Origin of the sequence: Streptomyces sp. NPDC088252, assembly GCF_044740965.1 — a bacterium.
In the GTDB taxonomy this organism is placed as follows: Bacteria; Actinomycetota; Actinomycetes; order Streptomycetales; family Streptomycetaceae; genus Streptomyces.
Map to the genome: position 1 here is coordinate 1 of NZ_JBIURS010000037.1, position 14,368 is coordinate 14,368.

10 protein-coding genes, 4 pseudogenes and 1 riboswitch are annotated in these 14,368 nt (G+C 67.0%); of the genes and pseudogenes, 6 read left to right on the forward strand and 8 right to left on the reverse strand.

Going from position 1 to position 14,368, the window contains the following annotated elements; all coding sequences use genetic code 11:
• Positions 1-378 precede the first annotated feature (378 nt).
• From ACIOHC_RS40005 to metE, 7 genes and pseudogenes are all read right to left on the reverse strand, one after another.
• Positions 379-900, reverse strand: coding sequence for a hypothetical protein (locus ACIOHC_RS40005; protein ID WP_401846433.1), 522 nt, complete (start codon positions 898-900; stop codon positions 379-381).
• Positions 901-904: 4 nt separating this feature from the next.
• The gene (locus ACIOHC_RS40010) at positions 905-3,088 is read right to left on the reverse strand and encodes an amidase domain-containing protein (RefSeq protein ID WP_401846465.1); all 2,184 of its coding nucleotides are present in this window, start codon (positions 3,086-3,088) and stop codon (positions 905-907) included.
• Positions 3,065-4,834: pseudogene (locus tag ACIOHC_RS40015) on the reverse strand (DNRLRE domain-containing protein); the annotation flags it as partial. The pseudogene ACIOHC_RS40015 and the gene ACIOHC_RS40010, both read right to left, overlap by 24 nt.
• A gap of 263 nt (positions 4,835-5,097) precedes the next feature.
• Entirely contained in the window at positions 5,098-5,625 is a 528-nt protein-coding gene (locus ACIOHC_RS40020) for a hypothetical protein (protein WP_401846435.1), read from the reverse strand.
• Between the two features lie 261 nt (positions 5,626-5,886).
• Positions 5,887-6,642: a transposase gene (locus ACIOHC_RS40025; RefSeq protein ID WP_401846438.1), complete on the reverse strand. Its 756-nt coding sequence runs from the start codon at positions 6,640-6,642 to the stop codon at positions 5,887-5,889.
• Between the two features lie 98 nt (positions 6,643-6,740).
• Positions 6,741-6,989, reverse strand: a pseudogene (locus ACIOHC_RS40030) (helix-turn-helix domain-containing protein); the annotation flags it as partial.
• Positions 6,990-7,256: 267 nt separating this feature from the next.
• Positions 7,257-9,575, reverse strand: coding sequence for a 5-methyltetrahydropteroyltriglutamate--homocysteine S-methyltransferase (gene metE / locus ACIOHC_RS40035; protein WP_401846440.1), 2,319 nt, complete (start codon positions 9,573-9,575; stop codon positions 7,257-7,259).
• Between the two features lie 162 nt (positions 9,576-9,737).
• Positions 9,738-9,954: riboswitch (cobalamin riboswitch) on the reverse strand.
• Between the two features lie 230 nt (positions 9,955-10,184).
• Between metE and ACIOHC_RS40040 the strand changes: the two are divergent.
• Positions 10,185-10,469 (forward strand): annotated as a pseudogene (locus ACIOHC_RS40040) (transposase); the annotation flags it as partial.
• A gap of 404 nt (positions 10,470-10,873) precedes the next feature.
• Here ACIOHC_RS40040 and ACIOHC_RS40045 read toward each other — a convergent pair.
• Complete coding sequence (locus ACIOHC_RS40045) at positions 10,874-11,551, reverse strand: hypothetical protein (protein WP_401846443.1); 678 nt, start codon at positions 11,549-11,551, stop codon at positions 10,874-10,876.
• A 106-nt stretch (positions 11,552-11,657) separates the two neighbouring features.
• On the opposite strand from ACIOHC_RS40045, the pseudogene ACIOHC_RS40050 reads away from it, so the two are divergent.
• From ACIOHC_RS40050 to ACIOHC_RS40070, 5 genes and pseudogenes are all read left to right on the forward strand, one after another.
• Positions 11,658-11,786, forward strand: a pseudogene (locus ACIOHC_RS40050) (IS5/IS1182 family transposase); the annotation flags it as partial.
• Between the two features lie 173 nt (positions 11,787-11,959).
• Positions 11,960-12,151 carry a hypothetical protein gene (locus tag ACIOHC_RS40055; protein ID WP_327277389.1) on the forward strand — a complete coding sequence of 64 codons (192 nt, stop codon included), beginning with the start codon at positions 11,960-11,962 and terminating at the stop codon, positions 12,149-12,151.
• A gap of 92 nt (positions 12,152-12,243) precedes the next feature.
• On the forward strand, positions 12,244-13,113 hold the full coding sequence (locus ACIOHC_RS40060; protein ID WP_365694384.1) for a JmjC domain-containing protein: 870 nt from the start codon (positions 12,244-12,246) through the stop codon (positions 13,111-13,113).
• A gap of 34 nt (positions 13,114-13,147) precedes the next feature.
• Positions 13,148-14,050, forward strand: a complete 903-nt coding sequence (locus tag ACIOHC_RS40065) for a JmjC domain-containing protein (RefSeq protein ID WP_365694386.1) — start codon at positions 13,148-13,150, stop codon at positions 14,048-14,050.
• Positions 14,051-14,180: 130 nt separating this feature from the next.
• On the forward strand, positions 14,181-14,309 hold the full coding sequence (locus ACIOHC_RS40070) for a hypothetical protein (RefSeq protein WP_268270499.1): 129 nt from the start codon (positions 14,181-14,183) through the stop codon (positions 14,307-14,309).
• The last annotated feature ends 59 nt before the right edge of the window (positions 14,310-14,368 follow it).

Sequence of the window (14,368 nt, forward strand, 5' to 3'; positions counted from 1 at the left end):
TCTCCCCGATGGAATTCGAACAGCACCACCACAAGACAGCTAAACTCTCACTCGCAGCATGAACCCCTGTGTCCACACTCCGGGGGTCACCTCACCGTCGCGCACCGCCGTGCCAGAGGACACCATGAGGCTGCCCGCCGGCCGGGAGGGGATGCGGCGATTGCTGGAGAGGCTGGAGAGCTTCCGCGGCCTGACTCGCGTGACCATTCCCGGAGCGTGACGGGCGGCACCTTTTGGGGCGGCGGATCAAACGGGAGTCCGAACCCCGGTTGCGGCCCGCGACACACACCGGATCAAGCCCGGCTGTCTCTGGCGGCGAACCACGGCAAAGGGGCCCAGCGTTGCCGGGCCCCTTGCCTGCTGTACCCGGATCCGGGCTCAGCCTGTGGAGACCGATCCATTCCCGCCGGGCTCCTTAGGAGCCCAAGTAGGCGCGCTGGTGGCTTCCTTCAAGCTGGTTTCGTTCATCAGGACTTGCCAACCGTCCTCACCGGCGAGGCCGTCCGGCCGAACGTTGATCTCCTTGACCTGGTGAGTGTCCTGGAAGTACAGCACCACGACTTGGCGTTCGGATGCCTCGTCGTAGAAGTCGGCCGCTACCTTTCCCTTCGCCCCTTTCTGGAAGCCCTTGATCCAGTTCGCGGCCGTCTTCCGGGTCTCGCTGTCGGTGCTGTCGCTGGTCGCCAGCTTCTCCAGATCCCCGGCCTTGCCGTCGGCGATGCGCCACACGACCTCCTGGACCACCTGCAGGGAGCCGGTGGACGGATAGCCGAACACGTGCAGTGGTTCGTGGTTGGCGTAATCCGTTTCGTACTGGAGGTCCGGCGAGCCGATCAGCGAGCACGCCGACAGGCTCAGCAGCAGGGCTGCCGCGGTTCCGTATACGGCTCTGTGCCTCATGGCGTCACCTGTCCTTGACGCGGACGACCAGGATCTTCTCAATCGGATCCTTCTTCTTCTTGTAACGGGCGATCACGTCGCTGAGCGTAGTCAGCTCCTTGATCCCGTGCTGGACGAGGTGGATCTCACCACGTGAGTTGGCCCGTACCACTGCAGCGTGGTTGTAGACCTTCTCTTTCTTCCATTTGAAGAAGATGATGTCACCGACCTTGGCCTGGCTTGCCTTCGAGATGATCGTCGAGTGGCGGTACCTGGTGACGTGGCGGCGCAGATTCTCTGCCGCGGACCATGTGTAGGTCTTGTTCTTGATCGTGCCGAAGAGCCAGTACTCCTGCCACCAGGAGTGGTCGGCCTTGCGGCCACCGTTCCGGAACTTCATGTGGCCGCCGTAGTAGAGGGCCTTGGACACGAAGTTGGTGCAGTCCTGCTTGTACTCCCACTTGGTACCACGGTTCTTGTACGCCCAGTTCGCGGTTCCGCTCCCATCGACGACGCTGGCGAGAGTGGTGACCAGCGGTAAGCCGTCGGTGACTGGGAACCCGTCGTCGTCCAGGTCCAGGGCGTCGTCGTCAGCCGGAAGATCGACATCTTCCGGCCCCTCTGACTCCACCTGGGCCTCGGCGGCGGCGGTCGGGGACAGCGTCAGACCAGCGGAGGCGTCATCGGCTTCCGTAAGCAGCACCACGACACCATCCTTGACGGCGAAGGTGAACCGCTTGTCATTGCGGGCCTCGGTTCGGTCGTCGACGCCGCCCGTGCGTACCGTCTCCAACTCCTTCACGGTCGCGTGCACGATCACCTCGGCAGTGTTCTCGCCGCGGCGCACCAGCACGTCGCTCAGTTCAGCGGACGCCGAGCTGTAACTCTGGCCGCGCTTCTCCAAGGCCTCTCGTGCGCCGACGAGACCTTCCTCCTGGGCCTCGAGGAGCTCACGGAAGACTCCGCCGTGAGCGGACTCGGCAGCGGCGTCCCCGGCCGTGAGGCTCCCCCCGGTCGTGATCCGTCCGCGTGCCTCGAGGTAGTCCTGCACGTACGTCTTGTACAGGTCCGGGCCGCCGGAGACAGCAGCTGGCTGGGAGAGCGCGGAGCGCGAAACAGGCCCGTTACCGAAGGTGTTGTGTGTCGTGACCCCGACGCGGTAGGCGCGGGAGTTGTCCAGGCCAGTGACCACCGCGCGGGGCACGGTGCTCTCGACCTCGGCCACAACCAGCCCGTCCGTTGTCTCCACCTTCACCGTGTAGCCGGTCTCCTCACCAGCGGCTCCACCGCTGAGCGGCGGGTTCCACCGAGCAAGCAGTCCCTTGTCGCCGGCGCTGACAGCGATGTCCTCGACCGGTCCCGGAGCGGACGGCAGGACGTACTCGATGGTGAGCTGCGGCCGCTTCGTCGCGTCGCCGGCCGAGGCCGAGTAGTAAGCCGCACCCGGTGCTTCGCCTACTGCTCGTAGCAGCAAACCGGTGTTGTCCTCCAGTTCGGTCCATGACTGCACCAGGGGGCCCAGTTCGGTGGCGGTGAGTTCCTCACCGGAGCTGTAGCTCTCCTCACTTGCGGCGGCGAGCAATTCCTTCCCGCTCTGCGACGGAGACCACGCGGTGGCGAGCTGGAACAGGTCGAACTTCTGGGCCGTGCACCCGGTGGTGCAGTCGGCGCGTGTGAGGGACAGCTTGGCCCCGGTCACAAAGGACCCGCGGGGCAGGGGCGACAGGTCCGCCTTGATCCACGTGGCCCAGTCATGCCCGTCGGCCCGTCCAGCGAGGATCTTCCCATCAGGGGTGGCAGGGCACGCGTCGTCGCAGCCCGTCGCAGTGGATGAGGCAGCCAGCCCGCCATCGGTGAGGGTCAGGGTCTTGGACTCGGGGACGGGCAGGGGCCGCACCCGCACGGTGAGCTTCTGCAGCGCCGACCATGGTGAGCAGCCGACCGAGGTGCAGGCTCGGACGTTCCAGTAGTACGTGGCACCGTCGGTGAGTACCCCGTCGGGGATCTGCACGGCGGACCGGTACCCGCTGTCCGTCCACACCGGATTCAGGGTGAGCCCCGGAAGCGGAGCCCCCGCAGCATCCTTCAGCGTGAACTCACTGCTCACCCTTCCCTGGGCGGGATCGGTGACCACGGCCGACAGGATCGGGGTCAGTGTCTGCTCGGCGCCGGTCTGCAGATCCTGCGGGGTACCAGGCAGAGGACTCACACTGAATTTTGCCCACGGCGACCATTCCAGGTTGTAGTGCGTACCGTCGTAGGGATTCGTCCGGAACCGGTAGGTGCGCCCGTGCTGGAGCTGCCCGGCCGGCACCTTGACCTCTGCTGGCGTTCCGCTGGCCACGAACGGGGAGACCAGGACTTCGCCGACCTGCTTGTTGGTTGCGTCATCGAAGATCTGGAATGTGCCGTTGACCTTGTCACCGTCCGGATCAACGAACGTGTCCCTCAAGGTGGGGGTCGTCGTGTCGACGCGCCAGGTGCCCGTCTTGTCCTGCGTGTATGGCGGGCCCGCCTGCTGCTTGGTGCCCGTGCGCGGCCGGTAGTTGTAGTTGACCACCAGCTTCGGCGGGTTCGAGGCCGCGTTGGCGGAGTTGACGCGCTTCCACTGCGCCACCACCGACTCGTCGGAGGCCCTGATGCCCATGTGGCCGCGGGTGGCCTTGGCCGACGCCCATTCCTGCGCCAGCGTGGTCACATCGGCGTTGATCCAGCCCTGGGGCTGGGTGCTCGTACACGCCGAATTGCCGCGCGTCTCGGTGGAGGTGGCCTTCTTCACCGTCATCGCCGGGCGGTTGGCCCACCGGCTGGAGGTGGAAGCGGCTCCGGAGGTCCACACATCCCAGGGGTACGCCTTGCAGTCGGTGTTGCCCGAGTGGAAGTTGTACAAGGACAGCTTCGCGTTCAGGACCAGTGCGTCCTGAAACGGTGTGGTGTTCCAGGAGATGAAGGTCTGCGCGGTGCGCGGGGTACCGTCCGCGTTCTTCGTGCCCGGGTTACCGAAGTCCAGCTCGGTGTCGGTCGACTGGTCGACCGACACCCCCTGCTGCACATAGGTGGCGAAGACGTTGGACAGCGCCGACGTGGATGGGTCGATGGTGACCGGGTACCGGGTGTCCGGGTCGGCGAGGAACTCGACGTCGGGGGTGACCACCAGGTCGACGGACGAGCCCTTCTGTACCACCGTCAGGCCGATCTTGGACTTGCGCGTGTGTTCACCCGACCGCTGGTCGACGGTGGCATCCCACATCACTGGGGCCGGCATGACGGCCCGCTTCTTGTTCTGGTTGTCGGTGAACAGCACACTGCCATCGGCAAGTTGTTTCGCCTTCAGGCCCTTGGCCTTCAACGGCAGCGTGTAGCTGTAGTCGTCGGCCTCGGGACGCTGCTTGATCTCGACGAACTGCTCGAATCCGGAACGTGTCGCCTCGACCACCACGTCCGCGCCCGGTACCGCGTTCACATACTCGGCACGGGCCCCGTCCAGTCTCGGCGCAGGCAGCCCGCCCTTCCACTGCAGGGTGATCCGCTGATCACCCTCGCCCAGCGTCACCAGGTCCGTGGCCGCGGCCTGCTGCGCCGCCTCGAGCGACGCAGCCGGACGGCCGGTTCCCCCTGAAAGCTTCAGACCGTGGGGGTGCGCCTTGGCCTCAACGGAACCATCGGAACCGCGGGCCAGATTCACATCGATGCCGCGCCACGAGCCGGCATCCTGGTCATAGAACCGAACAGGACCCGCAGAAACCTCAGTTGTCAGCGACCCGTCCTTGTTCACCCACGTCGTAGACGCCTCCGTGCGCTCCGACAGGGCCTCCACTCGCTTTCCCGACAGACGCGCAGCAGCACGCGCGGAAGCGAGGTCCGCCGCCTGCGTCACCGGAGCTTCGTTCTCAGCCGCAGGATGGTCCGGCGCTTCAGCCGCGGAGCTCACGCCGTTGAGCAGAGCGGCGGACACCGCCAGGCTGAGAGTTCCCGCTACCCAGCGCAGGGTTCTTCCTCCGGGCCGCACCTGCCCGCGCCGCGGCACGGACAAAGGATCGGTCACGATTTCCCCTCCCATTATTTACGACTACACCAAGTGGTGGTGAAGTCGTGAACATATCGAAGGAGGAAAGCCCGAGTTCGGGGCAACTGTGCAAAAGCAGGCACCAGTTACCGATATGCACGGTGATCTACCGCACGCGACAGGAGGGTTGGGGTGTTTCCAGACGCAACCTGTCACAGACAGGCAACCAGATCTGTGCTGTAACCCTCTAACCTCGATTCGTCAGCGACCGTGATGGTTTGACCGGGCTGCTGGTTCACCCTGTTTGTCCCGCGTCGGACGGGGCATTCGCGTGTCGCTGCGGCTGCACCGGGGTTCCACGGCTCCCGGGAGGTCGTCCGGTCGTACTCCTTTCCCTGCCTCGTCGGGGCTGGGAGCGGGCAGTCAAGCCAGGGTCGGCAGGGCGGGGCTGTGGTATCCGAGGCCGCGAACCCGAACAGCGGCCGGTGATGTAACTGGAGTTGCTCGGCCTCCGACAGGTTCTCGGCCCCGAGCACGATCGCGACCGCCAGTTGAACCAGCACTGCCGCCCGGCACCGCCAGCCGACCACCGTGCTGGACGGCGGCACCCTCGCCAGCGCGTCCGTCAGCCCTGTCCGGTCCGCACGCCGACGCAGCAGTACCGCCCCGGCATGCCCAATCAGCCTCTTCCCGTCAGCCACTACCGACAGCCGACGGTCCCACCCTGTACGCTCGCTCACCAGAAAGGTGCCCTAACTTCTGCAGCGGATACGACCTAGACACTCGCATCCTTGCAGGTCAGCGGCACCTTTCTGCTATCGGGTCGTCAGATCGCCCAATTCCGCTGAATACCCAGGGCTAACTGCGTGACAACGCAGACGGACGGTGACGGACGCTGAAAGACACCGCAGGACGATCACATCACAGCAGCTCACAGCTGGTCGGGCCCGAGGTCGAGCACGCCCCTAAGTGGTCAACGTCGGAAGTCCTTCGGGGGTTGATCATGTAGTTGGCTGCGCGGAGGATTCTTCCTGGTGATCGGCGGTGTGTCGGTCGAGCCTGGCCATCAGGTCGTCCAAGTCGGAGGTGGTGAACCTCCACTGGAATGGCTGTGCTGTGGCGTTGTAGCGGTCTTCGAATGCTCGGAGCCGGTCCCTGACCTGGGCCAGGTCGGTGAAGTCGTTGGGCGAGACGACCTTGCGCTGCACGACGGAGAAGTAGATCTCCACCTGGTTGAGCCAGGAGGCGTGGACGGGGGTGTGGACCATGAGCGCGTTCGGGAATGCACTGGTCGAGCGGTTGGCGGCCTTCTGCCCGCGGTGGGAGGAGCCGTCGTCGACGATCCAGAAGACGCGTCTGGCACTGGCGTAGGGCTCGGTGGTCATGACATGGGTGACCAGGTTCATGAAGGGCCTGATGCCGGTCTTGGGTTCGCAGCGGCCAAAGGCACGGGCGCGGTGGAGGTCGTAGGCGGCCAGGTAGGCCAATGCGCCGCCGCGGTCGTATTCGTGGTTGACGCGCATCGCTCGGGCCTGCCCGGGTGCCAGGGTCGGGTGGCAGCGGCAGCACGCCTGGATTGAAGTCTTCTCGTCCGCGGAGATCACGTAGTCGTTCTCGCCCAGCGGGATGCCGTCGAAGGTGCGGGCGTACAGGTCCAGCACGCGCGCGGCTTTGCGCCGGAAGGCGGGGTCGCGCACGGAGATCCAGGACCGGTACTGCCAGGGCTTGAGTGCGTCCTGTTTGAGCCAGCGCCGCACGGTGGAATTGGAGATCGACCCGGCGTTGAGCCGGCGACCACCTCCCGGGCCAGCTCCGGACACGACCAGCGCGACAGCGGCGCGCCGGTCTCGGCGGGTAACTGACAGGCCAGCTCCTTGACCTCGGCAACCTGCAGCGCACTGAAAGAGACTGGCCGGCCGGACCGCTTACGGTCGGCCAGGGCGGGCAGGCCACCAGCGGCGAAGCGGCCCCGCCAGGTGCGCACCGTGTCCACGTGCAGCCGCGTCTGCGCGGCTATCCGGGCGTTGGGATGCCCTCGGGCTGCCAGTAGCACGATGGTTGCCCGCTGCCGGGCCTGATGTGGGGTCTTGTGGCCGTAGGTCATCTTCTTCAGCCGGTGGTGCTCGGAGGCGGTCAGCACGACGGGCACGGCGGAGGCGAGGGGCACGGGAACCCCGACGGGCAGCCCGCTCAGCCCGGGGTGCCGCGTCCAGGACAGGTACGTCTCGTTGCGGTCGATTTCGACGGCCAGGGTGACGTCGGGCGTGGTGAGGTCGACGGGGAGTCCCTCCAGGGTCTCCTGGAGACGCGCCTGTTCGTCAGCCGGGGCCGGGGCGCTGGAACGCGCCCCGGCCCTTTGGGAACTTCTCGGTCAGGGCGTGGGCAGCTCACTGCGGACCGTGCGGGCTGCGGTGACCAGGTTCTCCAGGGACGCCTTGGTCTCGGGCCAGCCGCGGGTCTTCAGGCCGCAGTCGGGGTTGACCCACAGCCGTTCGGCGGGAATGGCCTTGAGTCCCTTGCGGAGCAGGGCGGCGGCCTCGTCGGCATCGGGGACGCGCGGGGAGTGGATGTCGTACACGCCGGGGCCCGCTTCGCGCGGGTAGCCGTGTGCGGCGAGTTCGCGGGCGACCTGCATGTGGGAGCGGGCGGCCTCCAGGCTGATGACGTCGGCGTCGAGGTCGTCGATGGCCTGGACGATGTCGCCGAACTCGGCGTAGCACATGTGGGTGTGGATCTGGGTGTCCGGACGCACGCCGCTGGTGGTGAGGCGGAACGACTCGGTGGCCCAGGCCAGGTACGTGGCGTGGTCCGCCGCGCGCAGGGGCAGGGTCTCGCGCAGGGCGGGTTCGTCGACCTGGATGACCGATGTGCCGCCGGTTTCCAGGTCGTCGACCTCGTCGCGCAGGGCGAGGGCGACCTGCCGGGCGGTGTGGCCGAGCGGTTGGTCGTCGCGGACGAAGGACCAGGCCAGCATGGTGACGGGACCGGTCAGCATGCCCTTGACCGGACGGTCGGTGAGCGACTGGGCGTATGAGGTCCAGCGCACTGTCATCGGTTCGGGGCGGGAGATGTCGCCGGCCAGGATCGGCGGGCGGACGTAGCGGGTGCCGTAGGACTGGACCCAGCCGTGCTGGGTGGCGAGGTAGCCGGTGAGCTGTTCGGCGAAGTACTGGACCATGTCGTTGCGTTCGGGTTCGCCGTGCACCAGGACGTCGATGCCGGCATTCTCCTGGAAGGAGATGACCTCGCCGATTTCGGCTTTGATCCGGCCTTCGTAACCGGCCGTGTCGATCCGGCCCGCGCGCAGGTCGGCGCGGGCCGTGCGCAGCTCATCGGTCTGCGGGAACGAGCCGATGGTGGTCGTAGGCAGCAGCGGCAGTTTGAGGTGGGCACGTTGGGTGGCGGCGCGCTCGGTGTACGGGTGGGAGCGACGGCCGTCGGCGTCGGTGACGGCGGCGGTCCTGGCCCGTACGGCGGGGTCGTGGGTGATGGGGGAGTTCGCGCGTGAGACGAGGTCGGCCCGGTTGGTGGCGATCTCCGCGGTGACGGAGCCGGTGCCCTGGGCCAGTGCCGTGGCCAGGGTGACGATTTCGGCGGTCTTCTGCCGGGCGAAGGCGAGCCAGCGAAGGATCTGCGGGTTGATGTCCCGTTCGGGTGCCTTATCGAGGGGGACGTGCAGCAGGGAGCAGGACGCGGCCACGTCGACCCGGTCGGCGAGGCCGAGGAGGGTGGCGAGGGTCGAGAGGGACTTCTCGTAATCGTTGATCCAGATGTTGCGGCCGTTGACGACGCCCGCGACGAGCCGTTTGCCGGGCAGCCCGCCGGCAGCGGCAAGGTCTTCGAGGTTGGCGGCGGCAGCATCGGTGAAGTCCAGTGCGAGGCCCTCGACCGGGGCCTTCGCCAGCACGGGGAGCGCCTCGCCGAGCCGGCCGAAGTAAGAGGCCACGAGCAGCTTGGGCCGGTCGGTCAGGAGACCGAGTTCACGGTAGGTGCGGGCGGCGGCGTTCAGCTCGGCCGGGGAGCGGTCCTGGACCAGCGCGGGCTCGTCGAGCTGGACCCACTGCGCGCCGGCGGCACGCAGATCGGCGAGTACCTCTGCGTAGACCGGCAGCAGTCGGTCCAGCAGGGTGAGCGGTTCGAAGTCGGCCGCCACCCCGGGGGCGGGTTTGGCGAGCAGGAGGTAAGTGACAGGGCCGACCAGCACAGGCCGGGCGGTGTGTCCGAGCGCGAGGGCTTCCTTGAGCTCGGTGACCTGCTTGGCGGAGTCGGCGGTGAAGACGGTATCCGGGCCGAGCTCGGGGACGAGGTAGTGGTAGTTGGTGTCGAACCACTTGGTCATCTCCAGCGGCGCCACGTCCTGGGTGCCGCGGGCCATTGCGAAATAGCCGTCGAGTGCGTCGGCGGTGACGGCCTCACGATGGCGCTGGGGGACGGCGCCGACCATGACACTGGTGTCCAGGACGTGGTCGTAGTAGGAGAAGTCGCCGGTGGGCACCTCGTGGACACCGGCATCCGCCAGTTGTCGCCAGTTGGACCGGCGCAGGTCGGCCGCCGTTTCGCGGAGGGCGTCGGCTGTGACCCGGCCCTTCCAGTTACCCTCGATGGCCTTCTTCAGCTCCCGGTTCGGGCCCTGGCGGGGGTAGCCGTACACGGTGGCGCGTGCTGCCGCGGCTGCGGACTTCGCTGTCACGGAAATCTCCTTCGCGAGATGACTCCTTGAGATCCCGGAGACGGGACACGGACGCGAAGGGATGACGAACCGGACGGATCTTACGCACGCCATGGGCGCGGTCTTCCGTCTGGTATGTACGCCGACCCGCCCACGAGGTCACCGGGATATCCGCACGCGATCGGTCGCGTGCGGGCAACGGGCAGGTCTTCGGACTCGCGGGCACATCTGCCGGGGCAGATTCCTAGTGGCCGTCGCTTCCCAGATCCGACCGGATCCAGTGCGTATGACGGCGGTCGTTCCCGCTCACCGCTGCGGGGCAGTCCCGGATTCCCACCGGGTTCCCTCTTACGACGCGCCTGCCTGGCGGACAGGGCGAACCAGCTGCACCGGCCAGACTAGAGGGTGGGCTACCCCCGGGGCACCGCTGTTCACATTCCGGAACGTGACGTGAGACACGGGATCGGTCCGGCCAGGCATGCTGAAGGGGCGTGCGGCAGACCACCGTCCGCCGCACGCCCCGCTCCACAGCACCGCAGGCCCCATCAGCCCGGCGGTGGACCCTGGGCCCCTCAGCCCCGGTCGTAGGTGTGGAACCCCTGGCGCTCTTACGGCCGAGCAGCCCCTTCGGAGCGTCTGGCCAGTGAAGCGTCGTTTGCCGCACTGTGCGGGGTCAGCCCCGTCGAGCGTTCCTCAGACGCGAGGCAGTACCGTCGCCTCAACCGCGGCGGCGACCGGCAGGCCAACGCCGCCCTGCACCGGATCGTGCAGACCCGCCTGCGCTGTGACCCGCGCACCCAGGAGTACTGCGAACGCCGACTCAAGGGGGGCAAGACCCGGCGCGAAATCGTCCGGTGCCTCAAGCGTTACGCTGCCCGCGAGGTGTTCCACCTGGTCAGGGCCATGCGATCGTGACCCCGTCATAGGGGCTGTTGTGAGATATGAGAGCGTGAGGCAGGTGAGCGAGACACTGCCGAACACCCTCCAATACCGCTTTGACGGGCCAGAAGACGCACCGGTCCTGGTCCTGGGCCCCTATCTCGGTACCACATGGCACAGGTTGTAGATCGCGTCTTGTGCGGTCCAGGTGGCCCATGTGAGGCGCATAAGACCAGGTCAGCTCATTTTGGTCCAGGCGCGTCTCTGCAGTTGGTGAGTCGCGTGTGAGATGCGAGGGCCCCGCCGGACCCAAGCATCCGGCGGGGCCCTTGGCATGGTGGCGGGCCCGGCTGTGGGGCAGAGCGATGCGGTTTTGTCGGGCTCCGGGTCGTCCGCGTCGCTTCTGCTGCGGGGCAGGCGGTGACGACGGTGCGGTGCGTTCAGCGAGGGTGCCGCCTGCGGATGGGGAGGACGCTCAGGGCCATGACGGTGCCGTCGGCGTGAAAGGAGATCGGCCCGTTCCAGCTGCCGGTTCCGTGGGTGTTGTGCGGGGTCGAGCGGCTTTGGAAGGCGGCTTGGCGGTATTCCTCCACGCGGCCCTTCTTGATGAGTTCGTAAAGGTGCTCGGCCATGCCGGAGAATGCCTCGATACGTACGGACCCCATACGGAAGACATGGTCCGTGCCGACGAATTTCGTGCCGCCGACTTGGATGTCTGCGTCGTCAACGCTTGATGTGGCGGCGAAGGTGGGCACGTCGTAGTGCTGTCGTCCCTGGCGCGTGGTGAGGTGCTGGGCGGTTTGGGGTCCTCCGCCGGCCAGAGCGGTCAGGTTGGCAGCTCCGGTACGGGCCAGGAGCTGACCGAACCAACCGCGGTCGGCCTCGGCTACTTGGAAGCCGTCGACGGTCCGTGCTCGTTTCCCGTCGTGGGCGGGTATGTGAATGGCGTTGGGGTAGGGGATGCCGGCCTTGTCTCGGATCTCTACATCGGCGTTTCTCGGGGCACCCGGTGTGCGGAGGGGGAGAAGGGATTCGCCTCGCGCCTGCAGGGCATTGACCACGATTCCGCCCTGCCCCTGAGTTCTGTGGACAGGATCAGGCACGGCGTCGTATTCCACGGGCCGATGTGCATGCCTTCGGTCAGCTCGGCGCCCTTTGCAAGTTGCTGGACGGTGGTGCTACGGGTCCGCCCTCCTCGTTTGCTCGGCCGCGGCCGACCCAACGTCCTGGCTGACCGGCTACCGCAGACTCAACCACCGCTACGAACGCCACCCCCGCAACTACCTCGCCGTCCTCGGACTCGCCGTCACCCTTTGCTGCTACAAACGACGACTCCTGCAACTCACAACATAGGACACCGTAGGAGAGGGAGAGGGCGCATCAGAGATCCGTAAGTGGCGTATGGAATACGTCAGCGCTGCTTCTCCTCCGTACGTGGGCCGACGCAAGATCTGTCTCGGCCTCGGAACCGGGGCCGAGTGAACACCCGAGCGCGGTGGAAACCGCTGCCGGGGAAAGGAGTGGTCATGTCGTATTCCCAGGCTGTAGAGCCGTTGAAGCGTGCGGAGATCTCCAAGCGTGCCGCGCTGAGTGTGGCGGCGCTCGCCGTTGCCGGAGGGGCGTTCTTCGTGCCGTCTGTCGGGGATGCCGCCGCGTCCCCGACCTCGGACCAGAAGATCGAGGCCGGGTGCGGGGATTGCTACCCCGACGTCATGTGATCGGCTGACCGACGCGCACGCGAGTGCGCGCAAGCGCGTCCGGGACCCGCCGGTGCTCACACCGGTGGGTCCGCTCAGAGAGGGACGGAACAATGGACTGGCTGGAACGGTGTGTACCGAACGTGGAGCGGCTCCTGGGTACGTATTGGCGGAAGGAACCGGTGCTTCTGCGGCCGCAGGAACCGCCGTTGGAGGTGCTGACACTCTCGGACGTGGACGCGCTCCTCGACGCGGGGCTGCTGCGCGTTCCGTATGTCGGCCTGTACACCGCACAGGGGAGCATCGCCGACGAGCGTTTCTGTCCGACGCGCGTCATTACCGGGAGCCCTGCCCAGGGGTACGTTGATGCGGCGGCGGTCCGGCAACTGATCGATGAGGAGCGGGCGACCCTGCAGTTCCGTTATGTCGACCAATGGCATCCCCCGGTGCGTGAACTCACGAGGGGCGTTGCCGAGCGGCTTGGCCGTCTTGTCGAGGCGTTCTTTTTCCTGAGTCGTCCCGGCCGCCGGGGTCCGGTGCACCGGGACGACGGGGACCTGCTGGCGATCCAGCTCAGCGGTGCCAAGCACTGGCAGGTGTACATGGGTCCGGCCGACGGCGACTGGGCGCCGGTCCGCGAGGAGAATCCGGGAGCGCCACTGCTGGACACGGTCCTTGAGGCCGGTGAAGTGTTGTACGTGCCCAGAGGTTTCGCGCACACCGCCGCGGCCGTGGGCGACTCCTCGTCGGCTCATCTGACAGTGGTGGTGAGGGAAGCCGGTGCGGAGCATCTGCGCACCGCTCTCCTGACGGGGATCGTCGACGGCCTGGCTCTGCCGGGCCGTCCGCTGGACGATGACGCCCTACTGCGCACCGCGGCCGACCTCCTGGACCATCTCAGCGCACAGCTCGACGCAGTCACGCCGGATGATGTCATCGGCCGGGCACGACCGCGTGCGTACAGCAACCGTCAGACCGTCTGATCACGCCGACGGCATGGAACGTGGAGAGGCAACGATGGACCCGCTTGCACGATTTGTGGGCGACGAGCAGGCATTTCATCGCACCCTGTGGCGCCGCTCACCCGCCGTACTGCATCCCCGCACACCCCTGATGGAGATGCTGACGGTCGCCGAGCTGGACAGGATCCTGGATGCAGGTCTCCTCACCACCCCTTACGCGACGCTCGTGCACGAGGACGGTCCTGTACCGGAGGAGCGTTACTGTTCCCCCCGTGTCGTCCTGGGCGGGATCGACAACCGCTACGTGGATGCCGGGGCGGTGCGCCGACTGATCGGCGATGAGGGAGCCACGCTCCTTCTGCGGTACGTCGACCAGTGGCACGCAGGCGTGCGGGAACTGGCCGATGGGCTTGCGGAGTGTTTTCAACGCCAGGTGGAGGCGTTCTTCTTTCTCACCCCGCCAGGGACGCAGGGCCGTGCTGTGCACCGCGACGACACCGACGTGCTGGCCGTGCAGATACACGGCTCGAAGCGGTGGCGTGTGTATCCGGGACCGCCCGACGGGAACTGGCAGCCCGAGCGCGTGGACGGCGACCCGGGGGATCCGCTGCTGGACGTGGTTCTGCGTCAGGGCGAAGTCCTCTACGTACCGAGGGGGTTCGCGCATGTGGCCGAAGCCACCGGGGGGAGCACGTCCGCTCACCTCTCGTTCACGGTCCGCGAGGCCGGCTCCGCCCACTTGTACGCCGTTCTTGAGGCACTCCTGCTGGACGGCGACGGACTGCCCGCCCGGCCCAACGACGACGCAGCGCTGACCGGGGCCACGAACGACCTCATCGCACATTTCCACCGCACGCTCACCGCCCTCACGCCAGAAGAGCTGGTACATCTGGCCCGGGGCGCGATGCGCCGCGAACAGCACACCACCGAGGGTTCTTTGAGCGCACTGCTGGGCTGACCCAGTTGTGAGGGCGAGGTGAGAGGGGTCGCATGTCAAGGAGTGGCGGGCCGCCCGGGATGCCGGGGCCCTGGAAAACCTTGTCGACCGCCGGACCAGCCCGGCCCGTGCGAAGAAGTCCGCCGCGGAGGTGGAGAACGAGAAGCTGCGGCAGCAGGTGGAGCGGTTGCAGAAGGACCTGGCACGGAACAAGGCCGCACTCGAGGTGATGGGAAAAGCTTCCGCGCTCTTGGAAATGATCTCCGAGAGCGCGGACTGAAGCCTGCCGCCGACCCTGTCGTGGACGAGGCGTTCACCGGCGTCGAGGCTCAGCTGGGC

Bases quoted from the DNA above. Each gene is read 5' to 3' on its own strand.
- ACIOHC_RS40065 (WP_365694386.1), top strand. From the start codon at position 13,148: ATGGACCCGCTTGCACGATTTGTGGGCGACGAGCAGGCATTTCATCGC.
- ACIOHC_RS40055 (WP_327277389.1), top strand. From the start codon at position 11,960: ATGTCGTATTCCCAGGCTGTAGAGCCGTTGAAGCGTGCGGAGATCTCC.
- ACIOHC_RS40005 (WP_401846433.1), bottom strand. From the start codon at position 900: ATGAGGCACAGAGCCGTATACGGAACCGCGGCAGCCCTGCTGCTGAGC.
- ACIOHC_RS40060 (WP_365694384.1), top strand. From the start codon at position 12,244: ATGGACTGGCTGGAACGGTGTGTACCGAACGTGGAGCGGCTCCTGGGT.